The 14,837-nt window shown below is 69.1% G+C and carries 14 protein-coding genes; 3 read left to right on the plus strand and 11 right to left on the minus strand.

Annotated elements, in window-relative coordinates; all coding sequences use genetic code 11:
- The coding region (gltX, locus tag NBV68_RS10835; RefSeq protein ID WP_296309778.1) for a glutamate--tRNA ligase at nucleotides 1–1,350 on the minus strand (1,350 nt) is incomplete at its 3' end.
- Nucleotides 1,351–1,512: 162 nt separating this feature from the next.
- Between gltX and NBV68_RS10840 the strand changes: the two genes are divergently transcribed.
- Nucleotides 1,513–3,714, plus strand: coding sequence for a ComEC/Rec2 family competence protein (locus NBV68_RS10840; protein WP_366068092.1), 2,202 nt, complete (start codon nucleotides 1,513–1,515; stop codon nucleotides 3,712–3,714).
- Here the strand turns inward: NBV68_RS10840 and lexA are convergent.
- The 10 genes from lexA to NBV68_RS10890 form a co-directional block, all read right to left on the minus strand.
- Nucleotides 3,708–4,394 (minus strand): transcriptional repressor LexA, encoded by a 687-nt coding sequence (gene lexA / locus NBV68_RS10845; protein ID WP_296309781.1) that lies wholly within the window; start codon nucleotides 4,392–4,394, stop codon nucleotides 3,708–3,710. The two genes, NBV68_RS10840 and lexA, sit on opposite strands and share 7 nt — an antisense overlap.
- 197 nt (nucleotides 4,395–4,591) lie before the next feature.
- Nucleotides 4,592–5,773 (minus strand): molybdopterin molybdotransferase MoeA, encoded by a 1,182-nt coding sequence (locus NBV68_RS10850; RefSeq protein ID WP_296309782.1) that lies wholly within the window; start codon nucleotides 5,771–5,773, stop codon nucleotides 4,592–4,594.
- The gene (gene moaC / locus NBV68_RS10855) at nucleotides 5,770–6,243 is read right to left on the minus strand and encodes a cyclic pyranopterin monophosphate synthase MoaC (RefSeq protein ID WP_296309783.1); all 474 of its coding nucleotides are present in this window, start codon (nucleotides 6,241–6,243) and stop codon (nucleotides 5,770–5,772) included. Before moaC ends, NBV68_RS10850 begins: the two co-directional genes overlap by 4 nt.
- Entirely contained in the window at nucleotides 6,240–7,040 is an 801-nt protein-coding gene (gene trpC, locus NBV68_RS10860; RefSeq protein ID WP_296309785.1) for an indole-3-glycerol phosphate synthase TrpC, read from the minus strand. Before trpC ends, moaC begins: the two co-directional genes overlap by 4 nt.
- A 4-nt stretch (nucleotides 7,041–7,044) precedes the next feature.
- Nucleotides 7,045–8,037, minus strand: a complete 993-nt coding sequence (gene trpD / locus NBV68_RS10865) for an anthranilate phosphoribosyltransferase (RefSeq protein WP_296309789.1) — start codon at nucleotides 8,035–8,037, stop codon at nucleotides 7,045–7,047.
- Nucleotides 8,034–8,645: an aminodeoxychorismate/anthranilate synthase component II gene (locus tag NBV68_RS10870; RefSeq protein WP_296309791.1), complete on the minus strand. Its 612-nt coding sequence runs from the start codon at nucleotides 8,643–8,645 to the stop codon at nucleotides 8,034–8,036. The genes trpD and NBV68_RS10870 overlap by 4 nt, the downstream gene beginning before the upstream one ends.
- Nucleotides 8,642–9,199 carry a YcxB family protein gene (locus NBV68_RS10875; protein WP_296309792.1) on the minus strand — a complete coding sequence of 186 codons (558 nt, stop codon included), beginning with the start codon at nucleotides 9,197–9,199 and terminating at the stop codon, nucleotides 8,642–8,644. The genes NBV68_RS10870 and NBV68_RS10875 overlap by 4 nt, the downstream gene beginning before the upstream one ends.
- A complete protein-coding gene (locus NBV68_RS10880) occupies nucleotides 9,196–10,032 on the minus strand; it encodes a phosphodiester glycosidase family protein (RefSeq protein WP_296309793.1) in 837 nt (278 codons plus the stop codon). The genes NBV68_RS10875 and NBV68_RS10880 overlap by 4 nt, the downstream gene beginning before the upstream one ends.
- Nucleotides 10,029–11,549: a chorismate-binding protein gene (locus NBV68_RS10885; protein WP_296309799.1), complete on the minus strand. Its 1,521-nt coding sequence runs from the start codon at nucleotides 11,547–11,549 to the stop codon at nucleotides 10,029–10,031. Before NBV68_RS10885 ends, NBV68_RS10880 begins: the two co-directional genes overlap by 4 nt.
- A gap of 49 nt (nucleotides 11,550–11,598) precedes the next feature.
- Nucleotides 11,599–13,536, minus strand: a complete 1,938-nt coding sequence (locus NBV68_RS10890) for a peptidylprolyl isomerase (RefSeq protein WP_296309795.1) — start codon at nucleotides 13,534–13,536, stop codon at nucleotides 11,599–11,601.
- Between the two features lie 255 nt (nucleotides 13,537–13,791).
- On the opposite strand from NBV68_RS10890, the gene tpiA reads away from it, so the two are divergent.
- Entirely contained in the window at nucleotides 13,792–14,565 is a 774-nt protein-coding gene (tpiA, locus tag NBV68_RS10895) for a triose-phosphate isomerase (protein ID WP_296309798.1), read from the plus strand.
- Nucleotides 14,566–14,674: 109 nt separating this feature from the next.
- On the plus strand, nucleotides 14,675–14,837 hold a 163-nt coding region (gene secG, locus NBV68_RS10900; RefSeq protein ID WP_296309800.1), incomplete at its 3' end, for a preprotein translocase subunit SecG.

The following is a 14,837-nucleotide window of genomic DNA, read 5'->3' on the forward strand; positions in this document are numbered from 1 at the left end:
CGATGTGGTGGTCCCGGTCAGCGCCGCGCGCATCGGCTGCGCCAGCTTGCCGAGGCCCAATCCCTGCTCCTCGGCGAGCGCCTTCGTAGTGGCTTCGAGCGCCTCGCTTGTCCAGTCGTTTTCGGCCCTGAGTGCCTCGTAAATCTTGCGCAAAATCGGCCTTGCATCGCCCTCGAGCAGGCTGGCGGCCTTTTCGGTCATGACGAGCGGCCGCTTGGCAAAGAGGAAGCCGGCGCCTTCAACCACTTCATTAAGGTTCTTGGCGCGCACCTTGAGCACCGGCATGGCGCGGGCCAGCAGCGCCGTGTCGGCGCCTTCGCCGATGCGGGCGGCGACCAGCGCGGCAAGGCGGGCGTCATCGGCCTCGCGCAGGTAGTGGCCATTGAGATTCTCGAGCTTCTTCATGTCGAAGCGCGAGGGGCTCTTGCCGACACCAGCAAGATCGAACAGCGCCACCGCTTCCTCGCGGGTGATTTCCTCGCGGTCGCCGTGGCCCCAGCCGAGGCGCAGCAGGTAGTTGAACAGCGCCTCGGGCAGGATCCCGAACTCGTCGCGATAGGCCTCGACCCCCAGCGCGCCGTGGCGCTTGGAGAGCTTGGACCCGTCGGAGCCGTGGATCAGCGGGATATGGGCATAGATGGGGTCGGGCCAGTTGCCCTCGATCTCGTTCATCGCGCGGATGATCGGCAGCTGGCGGAAGGCGTTGTTCAGGTGATCATCGCCGCGGATCACGTGGGTCACGCCCATGTCGTGATCGTCGACCACCACCGCAAGCATGTAGGTGGGCGTGCCGTCGGCTCGCAGGATGATGTAGTCGTCGAGCTCCTCGTTCTTCACCGTCACCGCGCCCTGGACGCGGTCGTGGATCGTGGTCTCGCCGTCGTTGGGGGTCTTGAGGCGGATGGTGAAGGGCGCGCCTGCGGGGGCCTCGGCCGGATCGCGGTCGCGCCAGCGCCCGTCATAGCGCAGTGGTTGCTTGTTCATGCGCTGTTCGTTGCGCATCGCTTCAAGCTCTTCGGGGGTGGCGAAACACTTGTAGGCGTGGCCCGCCTTGAGCAGTTGCCAGGCAACTTCGGCATGACGCTCGGCGCGGTCGGACTGGAACACCGGGGGGGCGTCATAGTCGAGGCCCATCCACGCGAGCCCCTCGATGATCGCGTCGATCGCCTCCTGGGTGCTGCGCTTGGCGTCGGTATCCTCGATCCGGAGCAGCGTACGGCCGCCGTGGTGGCGCGCATAGAGCCAGTTGAACAGCGCCGTGCGCGCGCCGCCGATATGCAGGAAGCCGGTGGGCGAGGGGGCGAAGCGGGTCACGACCTCGCCGGTAGGAGTGCTGCTTTCGCTTGCCATGGGCACTGAATTCCTGTTCACTTCGAACGGCTTGGGCGGGAACCGGCCGGCCCTAGGGACAAGCCGATGCGCGATGTGCCGATCATTCCGATGGGGGAGGATCCGGGCGGACCGGACGCCGCTGCGGCTCCGCGCCCGCGCCCTTGGCAAAGTGCGCGGGGCTTGTCCAGCATCGGCGGCGGGCCGGGGGCGCTGGCGGAGCGGGCCGAGGCCTTTCTGGCGACCGCCGGTTTCGAGCGCGCGCCATGGCTGGCGGTGGTCTTTGCCTGCGGCATCATCACCTGGTTCACGCTGCCTCACCCCTGGCAATGGCTGGCGGCTATTGCCGGCGGCGCAGGCGCCGCGCTTGCCGCGCAGGCGCTCTGGCCGCCGGGAAGCGCGGGGGACGAGACGCGCGCGAACCTCAGGCTGGCCGTGATCGCCTGCGGGGCTGTGTTCGCCTTCGGGGTAGGGACGGTATGGGCGCGATCGGCAATCGTCGGCGCCGAGCCGATCGCGCGCCCCGCGGTGGTGCTGATCGAGGGGCGGGTGCTGGGCCGCGAGGATCAGCCTGCCGAAGACCGCCTGCGTCTGATCCTAGCGATGCGCGATGCCGATGCGGGGATAGCACGCAAGGTCAGGGTCAATGTGCCCTTGGCGGCGCTGGGCAAGGCCGGGCCGCCGGCCGGACTCGCCGAGGGCGCGGTGGTGCGGCTACGCGCCCGGCTGATGCCGCCCGCCTCGCCGATGCTGCCGGGCAGCTACGACTTTGCCCGCGCGGCGTGGTTCCAGGGGCTCTCGGCGACGGGCACGATGGTGGGGGGGCTGACGGTCCTCACCCCCGCGCCGGAAAGTGCGGGACTGGCGCGTTGGCAGCGGACGCTCTCCGCCCACGTGCGTGCCGAGGTGCCGGGATCACCGGGCGCGATCGCTGCGGCCTTTGCCAGTGGCGACCGCGGCGGGATTGCCGAGTCCGACGAGGTGGCGATGCGCGATTCGGGCCTCACGCACCTCCTCTCGATCAGCGGGCTGCATGTGAGCGCGGTGATCGCGGCGGCCTATTTTGCCGCGCTGCGCCTGCTCGCGCTATGGCCTGCGCTCGCCTTGCGGGTGCGGCTGCCAATCGTTGCGGCGGCGGCGGGCGCGCTGGTGGGGATCGCCTACACGCTGCTGACCGGGGCCGAGGTGCCGACGGTGCGCAGCTGCGTCGCTGCGCTGCTGGTGCTCGGCGCACTGGTGCTGGGGCGCGACCCGCTGTCCTTGCGGATGGTGGCGGTCGCCGCCGGTTTCGTGCTGCTGCTGTGGCCCGAGAGCGCGATCGGCCCCAGCTTCCAGATGAGCTTTGCCGCGGTATTGGCGATCATCGCCCTCTCGAACAGCGCGCCGGTCAAGGCCTTCCTCGCCCCCCGCGACGAGCCGTGGTGGATGCGCTTCGGCCGGCGGACGGTGATGCTGTTCGTGACCGGCGTCGTTATCGAGCTGGCGCTGATGCCGATCGTGCTGTTCCATTTTCACCGTGCGGGGATGTACGGGGCGCTCGCCAACGTGGTGGCGATCCCGCTGGTGACCTTCATCGCGATGCCGCTGATCGCGCTGGCGCTGGTGTTCGATCTGGTAGGCGCGGGCTGGCCGTTCTGGTGGCTGGTCGAGCGTGCGCTGGCGCTCTTGCTGTGGATCGCGCACTTCACCGCCGGGCAGGCTGGCGCGGTGCGGCTGATGCCGCAGATCAGGGGGCTGGCAGTTGCCTTGTTCGCGAGCGGCGGCCTGTGGCTCGCGCTGTGGCACGGCCGGGCGCGCCTTGCGGGGTTCGTGCCGGTTGCGGCGGCGAGCGTGATGGTGGCGCTGACCCCGGTCCCCGACATGCTGATTGCGGGCGAAGGGCAGCAGGTCGGGATCACCATGCGCGCCCCCGACGGGAGGCTGCGCCTCGTCTCGCTGCGCGACAGCCGCTCGGATTACACCCGCGACAACCTGATGGAGCTCGCCGGGGTCGGCGCCGAGCCGGTACCGATCGCTCAGTGGCCGGGGGCGCGCTGCTCCCCGGAGTTCTGCACACTCACCATCGCGCGCGGCGGACGCGACTGGGTGCTGCTCCTCGGCCGGGGCCGCAGCCAGGTCGAGGAACGCGCGCTCGCCGCGGCCTGCGCCGAGGCCGACATCGTCGTGGCCGAGCGCTTCCTCCCGCGCTCGTGCCGCCCGCGCTGGCTCAAGGCCGACCGGCGATTCCTCGAACGCTCGGGCGGCATCGCCATCGACCTTGCCGCCGAGCGGATCACCACGGTCGCCCAGGGGCAGGGTGAGCATGGCTGGTGGCGGGAACCGGAGCCAAGGGCGATGCCGACAAGGCCCGCTTCCCCGGCTCCGGCAACCACCCCGTCTCAGTGATAGCGGCGCAAAAGTCCGGCGAGCTTGCCCTGCACCTCGACCTCGTCCGGGCGGTAGAACTGCGGATCATAGGTCGCATTGGCGGGATCGAGCCGCACCTGGCCGTTTTCGCGCCGCAGGTACTTCAGCGTCGCCTCCTCGCCGCGCACCAGCGCGACCACGATCTCGCCGTCGCGGGCAGTGTTGGTGCGGCGAACCAGCGCGAAATCGCCGTCGAAGATGCCAGCCTCGATCATCGAGTCCCCCGACACCTCGAGCGCGTAATGCTCGCCCGGGCCGAGCAGCGCGGCCGGGACCGGCAGGGTCGACTGCCCCTCGAGCGCCTCGATCGGCATGCCCGCCGCGATCCGCCCGTGGAGCGGGAGCTCGATCACGTCATTGGCTGCCTCGGGCTGCGCGGTGCGGGGCGCGGGCATGGCCACAACATTGTCACCCGTAGGCGCGTTGCTGCGCGCCGGGGTGGTGTCGCCCGGTTCGCGGATCACCTCGAGCGCGCGCGCCCGGTTGGGCAGACGGCGCAGGAAGCCGCGTTCCTCGAGCGCCGAGATCAGCCGGTGTACGCCCGACTTGCTCTTCAAGTCGAGCGCTTCCTTCATTTCCTCGAAACTCGGCGAGATGCCGGTCTCCTCCAGCCGCTTCTGGATGAACTGGATGAGCTCGTGCTGTTTTGCGGTCAGCATTGGTCAAATCTCCTGTGGTCGCACCCACGCTGCGCCCGGTGGGGCAAAGCGTGCCAATCCCTTGCGTGCGCCAAGAGGCACCTGATGTGCGGTGCGTTGTCTGCACTTGCCGTTCCGCCGGTAAGGTGAACGAACAAGGAACAATTAGGCAACCCGTTCGCCCGAGTCAAGCGCGACCCGCGAACAACCCGCGCAATTCAGCCATTCTGGAGCAGGAACACCCGCAAGGCTTCGCCCGCCTTGAGTGCCGCCGAGCCTGCCGGACGGTCGATCAGCGCGTCTGCCGCAGCCAGCGCCGAAAGCGCCGAGGAGTCCTGCGATCCGGCAAGCCGCACGCGATCTCCCTCGACCACGGCGCGCAGGAACTCGCGGCGGTGTTCGGTGGGGGGCAAGTCCTCGCCCGCGATCATGGTGACCGCACCCGGCAGGGGCTCGGGATCGCCCATGCTCGCACGCACCAGCGGGAGCGCGAACAGGAAGCCGGTGACGAAGCTCGACACCGGATTGCCCGGCAGGCCGATGATCACCTGCGCCCCTCTGGTGGCGACCAGCAGCGGCTTGCCCGGCTTGATTGCGACCCGCCAGAAGGCGGTCTCGGCGTCCCAGGCGGCAAGGGCCGGCTTGATCAAGTCGTGATCGCCGACCGAGGCCCCGCCCGAGGTGACGAGGATGTCGGCCTCCCCGGCCTGCGCGAGCGCCGCGGCGAGGGCTTCGCGATCGTCAGGCACCGGGCCGATGCGGGTCACTTCGCAGCCAAGGGGCGCGATCATCGCGGCGATCATCGCAGCATTGCTTGCCGGGATCTGGTGGGGGAGGCAGGCGGCGGGATCGGGGCTGAGCTCGTCGCCTGAGTCCATCACCGCTACGCGGGGGCGCCGGGTGACCGTGACGGTCCCGTGCCCGGCGGCGAGCGCCAGCGCGAGGCGGGCGGGGGTCATCCGGGTGCCGCGGGAGAGCAGCAGGTCACCCGCAGCGAAGTCGAACCCGCGCGCGCGGATGTGGCGTCCGGGCGGCGGCAGTTCGGTGGCGGTGAGGGTGTCGTCGTCGCGCACAGCATCCTCCTGGAGCAGCACCCGGTCGGCCCCCTCGGGCACGATCGCGCCGGTGGAGATGCGCGCCGCTTCACCGGTAGCCAGCGCGGCAGGGTAGGGCGCGCCCGCGCGGCTCTCGCCCACCACCTGCCACGGCCCCTCGCCCGGGCTGAGTGCAAAGCCGTCCATCGCCGAGAGGTCGGCGGCAGGCTGGGTGCGCGCGGCGTGGAGATTCTCCGCGAGGAAGCGGCCGAGCGCCGCCTCGACCGGCACGGACTCGGACGGCAGCTGCGGCGCCAGCGCCAGCAGGCGAGCCTGTGCCTCCTCGAGGCCGAGCAGTTCCTTCAAATGGGCGCGCTCCAGTCGCCCGACTTGCCGCCGCTCTTGGCGATGAGACGGACGCTGTCGATCACCATGCCCTTGTCGAGTGCCTTGGCCATGTCGTAGATCGTCAGCAGCGCGACCGAGACTGCGGTCATCGCCTCCATCTCGACCCCGGTCTTGCCGGTCAGCGAGGCGGTGGCGGTGACGCGGATGGCATCCGCTTCATAGTCGAAATCGATGTTCACGGCTTCCAGCCCCAGCGGATGGCACAGCGGGATCAGCTCGCCGGTGCGCTTGGCGGCCATGATGCCGGCGATGCGCGCAGCCGAGAGCACGTCGCCCTTGGGCGCGTTGCCCTCGCGGATCGCGGCCAGCACGTCCGCCCCCATGGTGATCCGCCCGCTCGCCACCGCACGCCGCGCGGTCGCGGCCTTGGCGCCCACATCGACCATCCGCGCGGCGCCTTCATCGTCGATATGGGTTAGGCTGCTCATGTCGCCGCTTCTGTCCCCAGCAGCGCCGCGGTGGCACTCGCAACATCGTCAGCGCGCATCAGGCTTTCGCCCACGAGGAAGGTTCGCACGCCTGCGCCCGCCAGCCTTTCGAGGTCGGCATGGGTGGTGATCCCGCTCTCCCCGACCAGCAGCGTGCCCTCGGGCGCAAGCGGGGCGAGGCGCTCGGTCACGCTGAGCGAGGTTGTGAAGGTCTTGAGGTCGCGGTTGTTGACCCCGATCAGGCGCGATTTGAGCACTCGCCCGGCGCGTTCCATTTCCGCCTCGTCATGCACCTCGACCAGCACGTCCATGCCGAGTTCGGTCGCTGCCAATTCGATCTCGGCCATCGCAGCATCTTCGAGCGCAGCGACGATGATCAGGATCGCATCGGCCCCGATCGCGCGCGCCTCGAGGCATTGCCAGGGGTCGACCATGAAGTCCTTGCGCAGCACCGGCAGCCTGCACGCGCTGCGGGCTTCGACGAGGTAGTCCTCGTGCCCCTGAAAATAGGGCGCATCGGTCAGCACCGAAAGGCAGGCCGCGCCGCCCGCCTCGTAGGCGGCGGCGTGCTCGGCAGGGCGGAAGTCGGCGCGGATCAGGCCCTTCGACGGGCTCGCTTTCTTGATCTCGGCGATCAGGGCAAAGCTTGTCGTGGCGCGCGCGCGCAGGGCGGCCTCGAAGCCGCGTGGGCTTGTCTGGGTGCGCGCGGCGCGGGTCAGCGCCTCGTCACTGATCGCCAGTTTGCGGGCGGCGACGATCTCGCGCTTGGCGGCGCAGATTTCCTCGAGCTTGTTCATCGTCTCACTTCGCTAAAGCAATCCAGCGCTCGAGCAAGGCCAGCGCTACGCCCGAATCGAGCGCCTCGCCCGCCATGGCCGCGCGCTCGCGCCAATCCGCACCGCGCCCGGCGACAGTCAGCGCGCCGGCCGAATTGAACAGCACTGCGTCGCGATAGGGGCCGGGGGTGCCCATCAACAGCGCCTTGAGAGCGGCTGCGTTGTGCTGCGCGTCATCGCCCCGGATCGCTTCGATCGGCGCATGGGGCAGGCCCGCTGCGGAGGCGTCGATCCGCTCCATGGTGAAGGCGTGGCCGGTGACCACCGCGACCTCGTTGCCGCCCGCGAGGCTCAATTCGTCGAGGCCCTCGTCGCCCGAGACGATCAGCGAACTGCCGGTGCCGAGCCGTGCCATGGCGCCTGCATAGATCGGCACATAGGCGGGCCGCGCGATGCCGATCAACTGGCTCTCGACCCGCGCGGGGTTGGAGAGCGGGCCCATCAGGTTGAAGATGGTGCGCTGGCCGATTCGCACCCGGATGGGCTGGATGCGCGCCATTGCCGGGTGGTGGTTCTTGGCGAACAGGAAGCAGATGCCGATCTCGGCGAGGGTCTTTTCCGCCGTGCGTCCGGCGGCGTCCATGTCGAGCCCAAGGGCTTCCAAAGTATCCGCCGCGCCCGCCTTGGAACTGGCCGCGCGGTTGCCGTGCTTGGCTACCGGCACGCCGCAGGCCGCGACCACCAGGCTGACCGCGGTCGAGACATTGAGCGTGTGGTGCCCGTCGCCCCCCGTCCCGCAGACGTCGATCGCGCCTTCGGGCGAGGCAATCGGGATCAGCCGCGCGCGCAGGGCCCGCGCCGCCCCCGCGATCTCGTTCGCCGTCTCGCCGCGCGCCGAGAGTGCGACGAGGAACTGCGCAATCTCCTCTTCCGAAGGCGCGCCGTCGAGTAGCGTGCCGAACGCCGCTTCCGCCTCGGCCTCGGAGAGGGGGGCGGTGATGTCGGGGAGGGTGGTCATGCGGACAGCCTTGCGGGCAGAACCGGCTCCATCCCGCAAAGGCGCACGAAGTTGGCGAGCAGGGCATGGCCGTGCTCGGTGGCGATGCTTTCAGGGTGGAACTGCACCGAATGGATCGGGAGCGATGCGTGGCGGAAGCCCATCACGCTGGAGTGGTCGGCACCGGGGGTCTCGGCATGGGCATTGGCGACAAGCTCGGCGGGCACGTTCACCACCTCAAGGCTGTGATAGCGCGTGGCGATGAAGGGCGAGGGCAAGCCGGCAAACACCCCCGATCCGTCATGGGTGACGGGCGAGGTCTTGCCATGCATCAGCCCGCCGCGCTGCACCGTCCCGCCGAAATGCTGCCCGATCGCCTGGTGGCCGAGACACACGCCCATCAGCGGCTTTCCCGCGTCCGCGCAGGCCGCGACCAGATCGAGGCTGATGCCGGCCTCGTTGGGCGTGCAGGGGCCCGGCGAGATGAGAAATCCTGCCGCATTGGTGCGGATCGCCTCGGCGGCGGTCAGCGCGTCGTTGCGCTCGACGCGCACCTCGGCCCCCAGCTCCATCAGGTAATGGACGAGGTTGAAGGTGAAGCTGTCGTAATTGTCGATGACGAGGATCATGTCAGGCCGCGTTTCACTTGGGCTGCCACGAGGTGAGCGCGTAGAGAGTCAATCACCTGGGGGTCGAGGTTGGATTTAGGGACGAGCAGATTCTGGCGCGTGGCGATTTCCATAACCAGCATCTGTGCATTCTCGTACCAGCATCTCAGCTGGCTCCAAGCGAGTGCGACGGTGGAGTAACCGAAGTCGAAGTGCACGCCCTCTGCGTCGATTTCGACATCGGCACCGGTACTCAGCTTACGAGCCTCCTCGTATCGGCGCCTTATGCCGCGCGGGAGAAAGATCACCATAACAACGACCATTCCCGCGAAAACCAGCGCACCAAGGGCTGCGCCGCGCTGGAAGGCTGACAGCGCAGCTTCGCTATCCCAGCCGCGATAGAAAACACGGCGCGCAAGCGAAAACGACCCCGCCAAAAGGCACAGCGCCAGCGCGGCAGGCAGGCTTCTCGACAACCGCCAGCGGTAGCGTAGGATCAGCCAATTGGCGGCGTGCCAATCCTTCTCGGTCGGCTCTACTCGGAATCGAAGGACCTCGCTGCCTACCTCGCTCATGGCTTCGCCTCCCGCTTGCTCACCACGATGATCGGGCCCACGCGGCCCTTGTCCATGCGGCTGCGCGCCGGGTCCCACAGCGAGGAGATCGCCCCGTCGAGATAGAGGGCGTTTTTCACCTTCAGCACATCTCGAAAATAGCGCGCGAGTTGGCCGAAGCTCACCGGCGCGTCGGAGATGACGAAGTGCGCCTTGCCCGCGGCATCGACACCCACGGCGTTGCGGATCGCCTTGGAGGGGCCGTCGTCCTGCACTTCGGGATGGAGCTTGCCGTCCACTAGCAGCAGCGGACCCGATTGCGTGCCGAACTGCGGGCGGTCGCCGACGGTGTTGAAGAAGGTGTTGCTGCCGAGCACTTGCCACTTGGCGTCGCTGCCGAAGAACACACCGTTGGGCTTCATGTAGAAATTGCCCTCGCCACCGGCGCGGTTGAGCTCCTTGAGGCGCTCGCCTTTCTGGACGTAGTAGCCGATCGCCTTGAGGTCATCGCCATACATCCCGCCGTTGATGGCGAAGGCGATTGCAGCCGGGTCGACGCTGGCGGCAAAGGCGGCGAGGCTGCCGAAGGGCTGCTTGTCCGCGCCGAGATTGGCCATCGCGATGCGGTGCTGCGCCGGATCGGCGATGCAATGGGTGAGCGGGACGCTCTCGAAGGTCACGCTCTCGCAGGCCGAGGGGCCGAGGTCGGGCGCGGCGGTTTCGGTGGGGGTCGCGAGCGGCTCCTCGGCGTCCGAGCCGTCGAACTTGACCGTGACCAGCGCCTCGCCCGCAGGGGCTTCCGAGCAGGCGGCGAGCAGAAGCGTCACGGCGAGTGCAAGGGCAACGCGCGTCATTGCCCGTACCCCGGCTCGGCCGCGACACGCACCGCCTCGCGCGCGGCGGCGATCAGCGCGCCGGCCTTGGCGCGGCATTCGGCGAGCTCGTAATCCGGGTCGCTGTCGGCGACGATCCCCGCGCCTGCCTGCACGTGCATCACCCCGTCCTTGACCACCGCGGTGCGCAGCACGATGCAGCTGTCGAGGCTGCCATCGGGCGCGAAATAACCGACGCCCCCAGCATAGGCGCCGCGCGTCTCGGGCTCCAATTGGGCAATGATCTCGCAGGCGCGGATCTTGGGCGCACCCGAGACCGTGCCCGCCGGGAACCCTGCGAACAGCGCGTCCAATGCGTCGCGGTCCGCCGCCAGCTCCCCCACCACATTGCTGACGATGTGCATGACGTGACTGTAGCGCTCGATGGTGAAGCTGCCCGTGACCTCGACTGTGCCCGCCGCCGCCACCCGGCCGACATCGTTGCGCCCGAGATCGAGCAGCATGAGGTGCTCGGCGCGCTCCTTGGGATCGGCGAGCAGCGAGGCTTCGTTGGCAATATCCTCTTCGCGCGTCGCGCCGCGCGGGCGGGTGCCGGCGATGGGGCGGATGGTCACCTCGGCCTTCCCGGACGAGTCGGGACGCACCCGCACGAGAATCTCCGGCGAGGAGCCGACCAGCGCGAAGCCGGGCAGGTCGAGGAAATAGAGGAAGGGCGAGGGGTTCACCCGCCGCAATGCGCGATACAGCGCCAGCGGGGGGAGGGTGAAGGGGCAGGTGAAGCGCTGGGCGAGCACCACTTGGAAGATGTCGCCAGCAAGTATGTAGTCCTTCGCGGCGAGCGCCATTGCCTTGTAGTCGTCGGGCGCGATCACCGGGGCAAGGTCGGGAAGAGTGTCGGGCACCGCGTCGGCTCCGCCTGCAGGCATCGGCGCCCCCAGCTGGCTCAGCGTCGCATCGATCCGCTCGCCCGCGCGCGCGACCGCGGCCTCTGGCTCGGCCGCCTCCCAGATCGGGGCAATCGCGAACAGCGCATTGGTGAGCCCGTCGAACACCAGGATCACCGTCGGCCGCACGAACAGCATGTCGGGCAGCGCGAGCGGACTGTCGGGCGCGCGCGGCAGGGTCTCGACCAGACCGATGGTCTCGTAGCCGAGATAGCCGACGAGGCACGCGAGTGCGGGCGGCAGGCCGTCGGGCATGGGGTCGATCCGGCAGGCATCGGCAAGCGCCCGCAATTCGGCGAGCGCGCCGCCCGCCAGCGGGGCGAAGGCGTCGGGCGCGAGTTTCCAGTCGGGGTTGACCTCGGCCGTGTTGCTGCGCGCGCGGAACACCAGATCGGGGTCGAGCCCCAGCAGGCTGTAGCGCCCGCGCACCTCGCCGCCTTCGACGCTCTCGAGCAGGAAGTCGCCGCGCCCGGGCACGATCAGCCGCCGCGCCGCGCCGACCGGCGTGTCGCTGTCGGCGATGATCCGCCGCCACACGAGGCTCGGCCGGCCGGCGGCGAGGCTGGCGATGGCGGCGGCGGCGTTCTCGGGCAGGTCTGCCGGGGCTCGGACGGTCACGAAAGGCTCACGGGGGCTGCCGACCTTACTGCGCCGCGTCGCCGACGAGCTGCTTGCGCACCGTCGCGATCCCCGCCTCGTTGCGGGTCACACCCAGCTCCTTGCGCATCGCCGCGACCGCCTGCTGTCGGTATTCGCCCGCCAGCGATGCGCCGAGCTGCTGGCGGGTCTGCGTAACCAGCTCAGGCTCCTTGTCGAGCGGCAGGGTGCTGATTTCCTCCAGATCGACGATGTACCAGCCGAGATTGCGCGGGCCCTCGAGCGACTTTGTGGTGCCCTCGGCCATGCTGAACAGCAGCACCAGCGGCGGGGCGATGCGGCCTTGCTGCTGGGCGAGCAGCTGGCGGCGTTCGATATCGATCACCTCGCGCTCGAAGCCCGGCTTGTTTTCTGCCGCGAGCGCTGCCTCCAGGCTCATCCCGCCGCGCATCTTGGCCACAATCCGGTCGGTGGCCTGCTTGGCGAGGATTGCGCCCTGCGCGCGCTTCCAGCCCTTGATTGCGTCCTCACGCACCTGCGCCAGCGCCGGGGCGGCGGCCTCCTCGATCTTGGCGACCTCGAAGATCACGAACTGGTCACCCTCGACGGGGGCGAGCTGGGGTTCGCTTTCCTCCATCTGGAAGGCTGTCTGGAGCACCTGCGCAAGCTGCGGCACGATCTGCAGATCGGGCTGGCCGAAAGCCTGGCCGTTGGCGAGCAGCGCCGGGGTGGTCTCGATGTTAAGCCCGTTGGCCTTGGCGACATCGGCAAGCGCGGTGCCCCCGTCGATCTCGGCCTCCATTTCGGCGACTCGGTCCGCGATCGCGGCGGCGCGCTTTTCGGCCGTGAGCGCCTCGGTGATCTCGGGGGTCGCCTGGGCGAGGCTGCGCGCCGGGGTGGACTCGATGCTGTCGAGCCGCGCGACATACCAGCCGAGTGTTCCCTGTGCCGGCTCGATCACCGCGCCCCTCGCCGCCTTGAAGGCGTTCTGCGCGAAGGCGAAGCTGGTCGAGCCGGCCAGCGTCTCGCGGTCCTGGGCTTCGAGCCGGGAGGCGGTGAACCCGGCTTCGCGCGCGGCGGCCTCGATCGGGGTGCCGGCGCTGATCCGCGCGGCAAGCGACTTGGCCGCATCCTGGGTGGGCACGACGAAGGTGGTGATGCCGCGCTTCTCGCTCGCGGCATAGAGCGCCGCGTCGCGCTTGTAGCGCGCGGCTATCTCGGCCGCGGTCGGCGCGGAATCGACCTTGAGGTTCTCAACGCTGATCACGGCAAAGCGCAGGGTGCGCCGCTCGGGGCGGATGAACTGGGTGCGGTTGTCCTTGTACCACGCGGCAAGCTGCGCCTCGGACGGGTTGCCCGCGGGCGCGAAGGCGCTGCTCGGGATCAACGCGATCGCGCCTTTGCGCTTTTCCAGCACCAGCGCGGCATATTGGCGCGCGATTTTCTCGGGCAGCTGCGGGGAGACGATCGCCGAGCGCAGCAATTGCTGCTCGATCAGCCCGTCCTCGAGATCGCGGCGGAAGGTCTGGGCCGAGAGTCCGGCATTCTGGAGCGCGGCTTCATAGGTCTTCTGGTCGAATTCGCCGGTCGCGCCCTGGAACGCGGGGATCTTGAGGATCTCGCTGTTCACCAGATTGTCGCCCGCGCGCAGGCCATGGGTGCGGCCGTATTCGCCCACGGCGTAGCGGTCGATCAGCTGCTTGATGACCGCATCGAGACCGCCCTGCGCGACGAATTCGGGCATGGTCAGCGTCGGGTTCTGCTGGCGCGCGCCCCTCAGCTCGGTATTGGCCGCGACCGGCAGCTCGTCGAGCGGGATGTTGCGGCTGCCGACCACCGCCAGCTTGTCCCCGCCCGAAATCCCGGTGAAATTGGTCGACGACAGGTCCGATGCGGCAAAGGCGACCGCGATCAGCGCCAAAAAGGCCAGAACCAGCGGCAGGCCGACTTTCGAGGCAAAAAAGCGGCGGAAAAACGAAATCATGTGCGTGAACGTCCCATCGGGGGTGGCCGAGGCGGCCGGCATAACTCGGGCAGGCGGCGCAGCGGGTGCGACGCGGCCCCGCGCTTTATAGGCCCTGCGACCGCGCGGCAACAGGTTCGAGACGCTTTTGACTAGCGGGTCTTCCTCGGCTAGCGAACGCGGTTCCGGGGCACTACAGCAAATCCAGAATCACGACCATAATCACTGGTACACCGGACCCAACCCTCTCATTTTGCAGGAAGTGCAGGACTTGTCATGACCCGCCGACCCTATATCGTCGGAAACTGGAAGATGCACGGCACCCGCGCAATGCTCTCCGAAGCGCGCGCGATCGACCGTGCCGCACAGCGCCATATGAAGGTCGAGGTGGCGATCGCGCCGCCTTACACGCTGATCCATCCGATCCACCGCGAGGCCGAACAGATCGCGGTCGGCGCGCAGGATTGCCACCACGAGGATAGCGGCGCGCATACCGGCGACATCTCGGCGGCGATGGTCGCCGATGCGGGGGCGAGCTTCGTGATCCTCGGCCATTCCGAGCGCCGCACGGGCCATGGCGAGAGCGATGCGCTGGTGCGCGCCAAGGCGGGGGCGGCCTTCGCTGCGGGGCTCAAGGTGATCCTGTGCTGCGGCGAAAACACTGCCACCCGCGAATCGGGCAAGGCGGTGGCCTTTGTCAGGAAGCAGCTCAAGGCCTCGCTCCCGCCCGCCGAGCAGCTCCCCGCCGAGCTCGCCGAGCGGCTGACGGTCGCCTACGAGCCGCTGTGGGCGATCGGCACTGGCACGCCCGCCACCACAGACGACATCGCCGAGATGCATGGCCAGATCCGCGCGCTGCTGATCGATCTGCTCGGCGCAGAGCAAGGCGCCGATGTGCGCATTCTCTACGGCGGTTCGGTCAAGCCCGACAACGCCGCGGCGATCTTCGCCGTGCCTGACGTGGGCGGGGCGCTGGTGGGTGGCGCGAGCCTCACCGCCGACAGCTTCATGGGCATCGCGCTCGCCGCCAGCGAACCCTTCGAGAACTAGGCCGGGCGGCGGCCTGGGGGCGGGCTTGCCGCGCGGGCCCGTCGCGCCTACATGGCGCGCAAGATCGATAACCGGGCGATTGGCTCGCCCCCGCAAGAGAACCGTCTTCATGTCCCTGTTCGTCTTCCTGACCATTATCCAGGCCCTGGTGGCCGCCGCGCTGGTCGGCGTGGTGCTGATGCAGCGCTCCGAAGGGGGCGGGCTCGGCATCGGCTCGAGCCCGGGCGGCGCATTCGGCGCGCGCGGGGCGGCGGACTTCCTGACCCGCACCA

It is taken from the genome of Erythrobacter sp. (assembly GCF_023653175.1).
In the GTDB taxonomy this organism is placed as follows: Bacteria; Pseudomonadota; Alphaproteobacteria; order Sphingomonadales; family Sphingomonadaceae; genus Erythrobacter.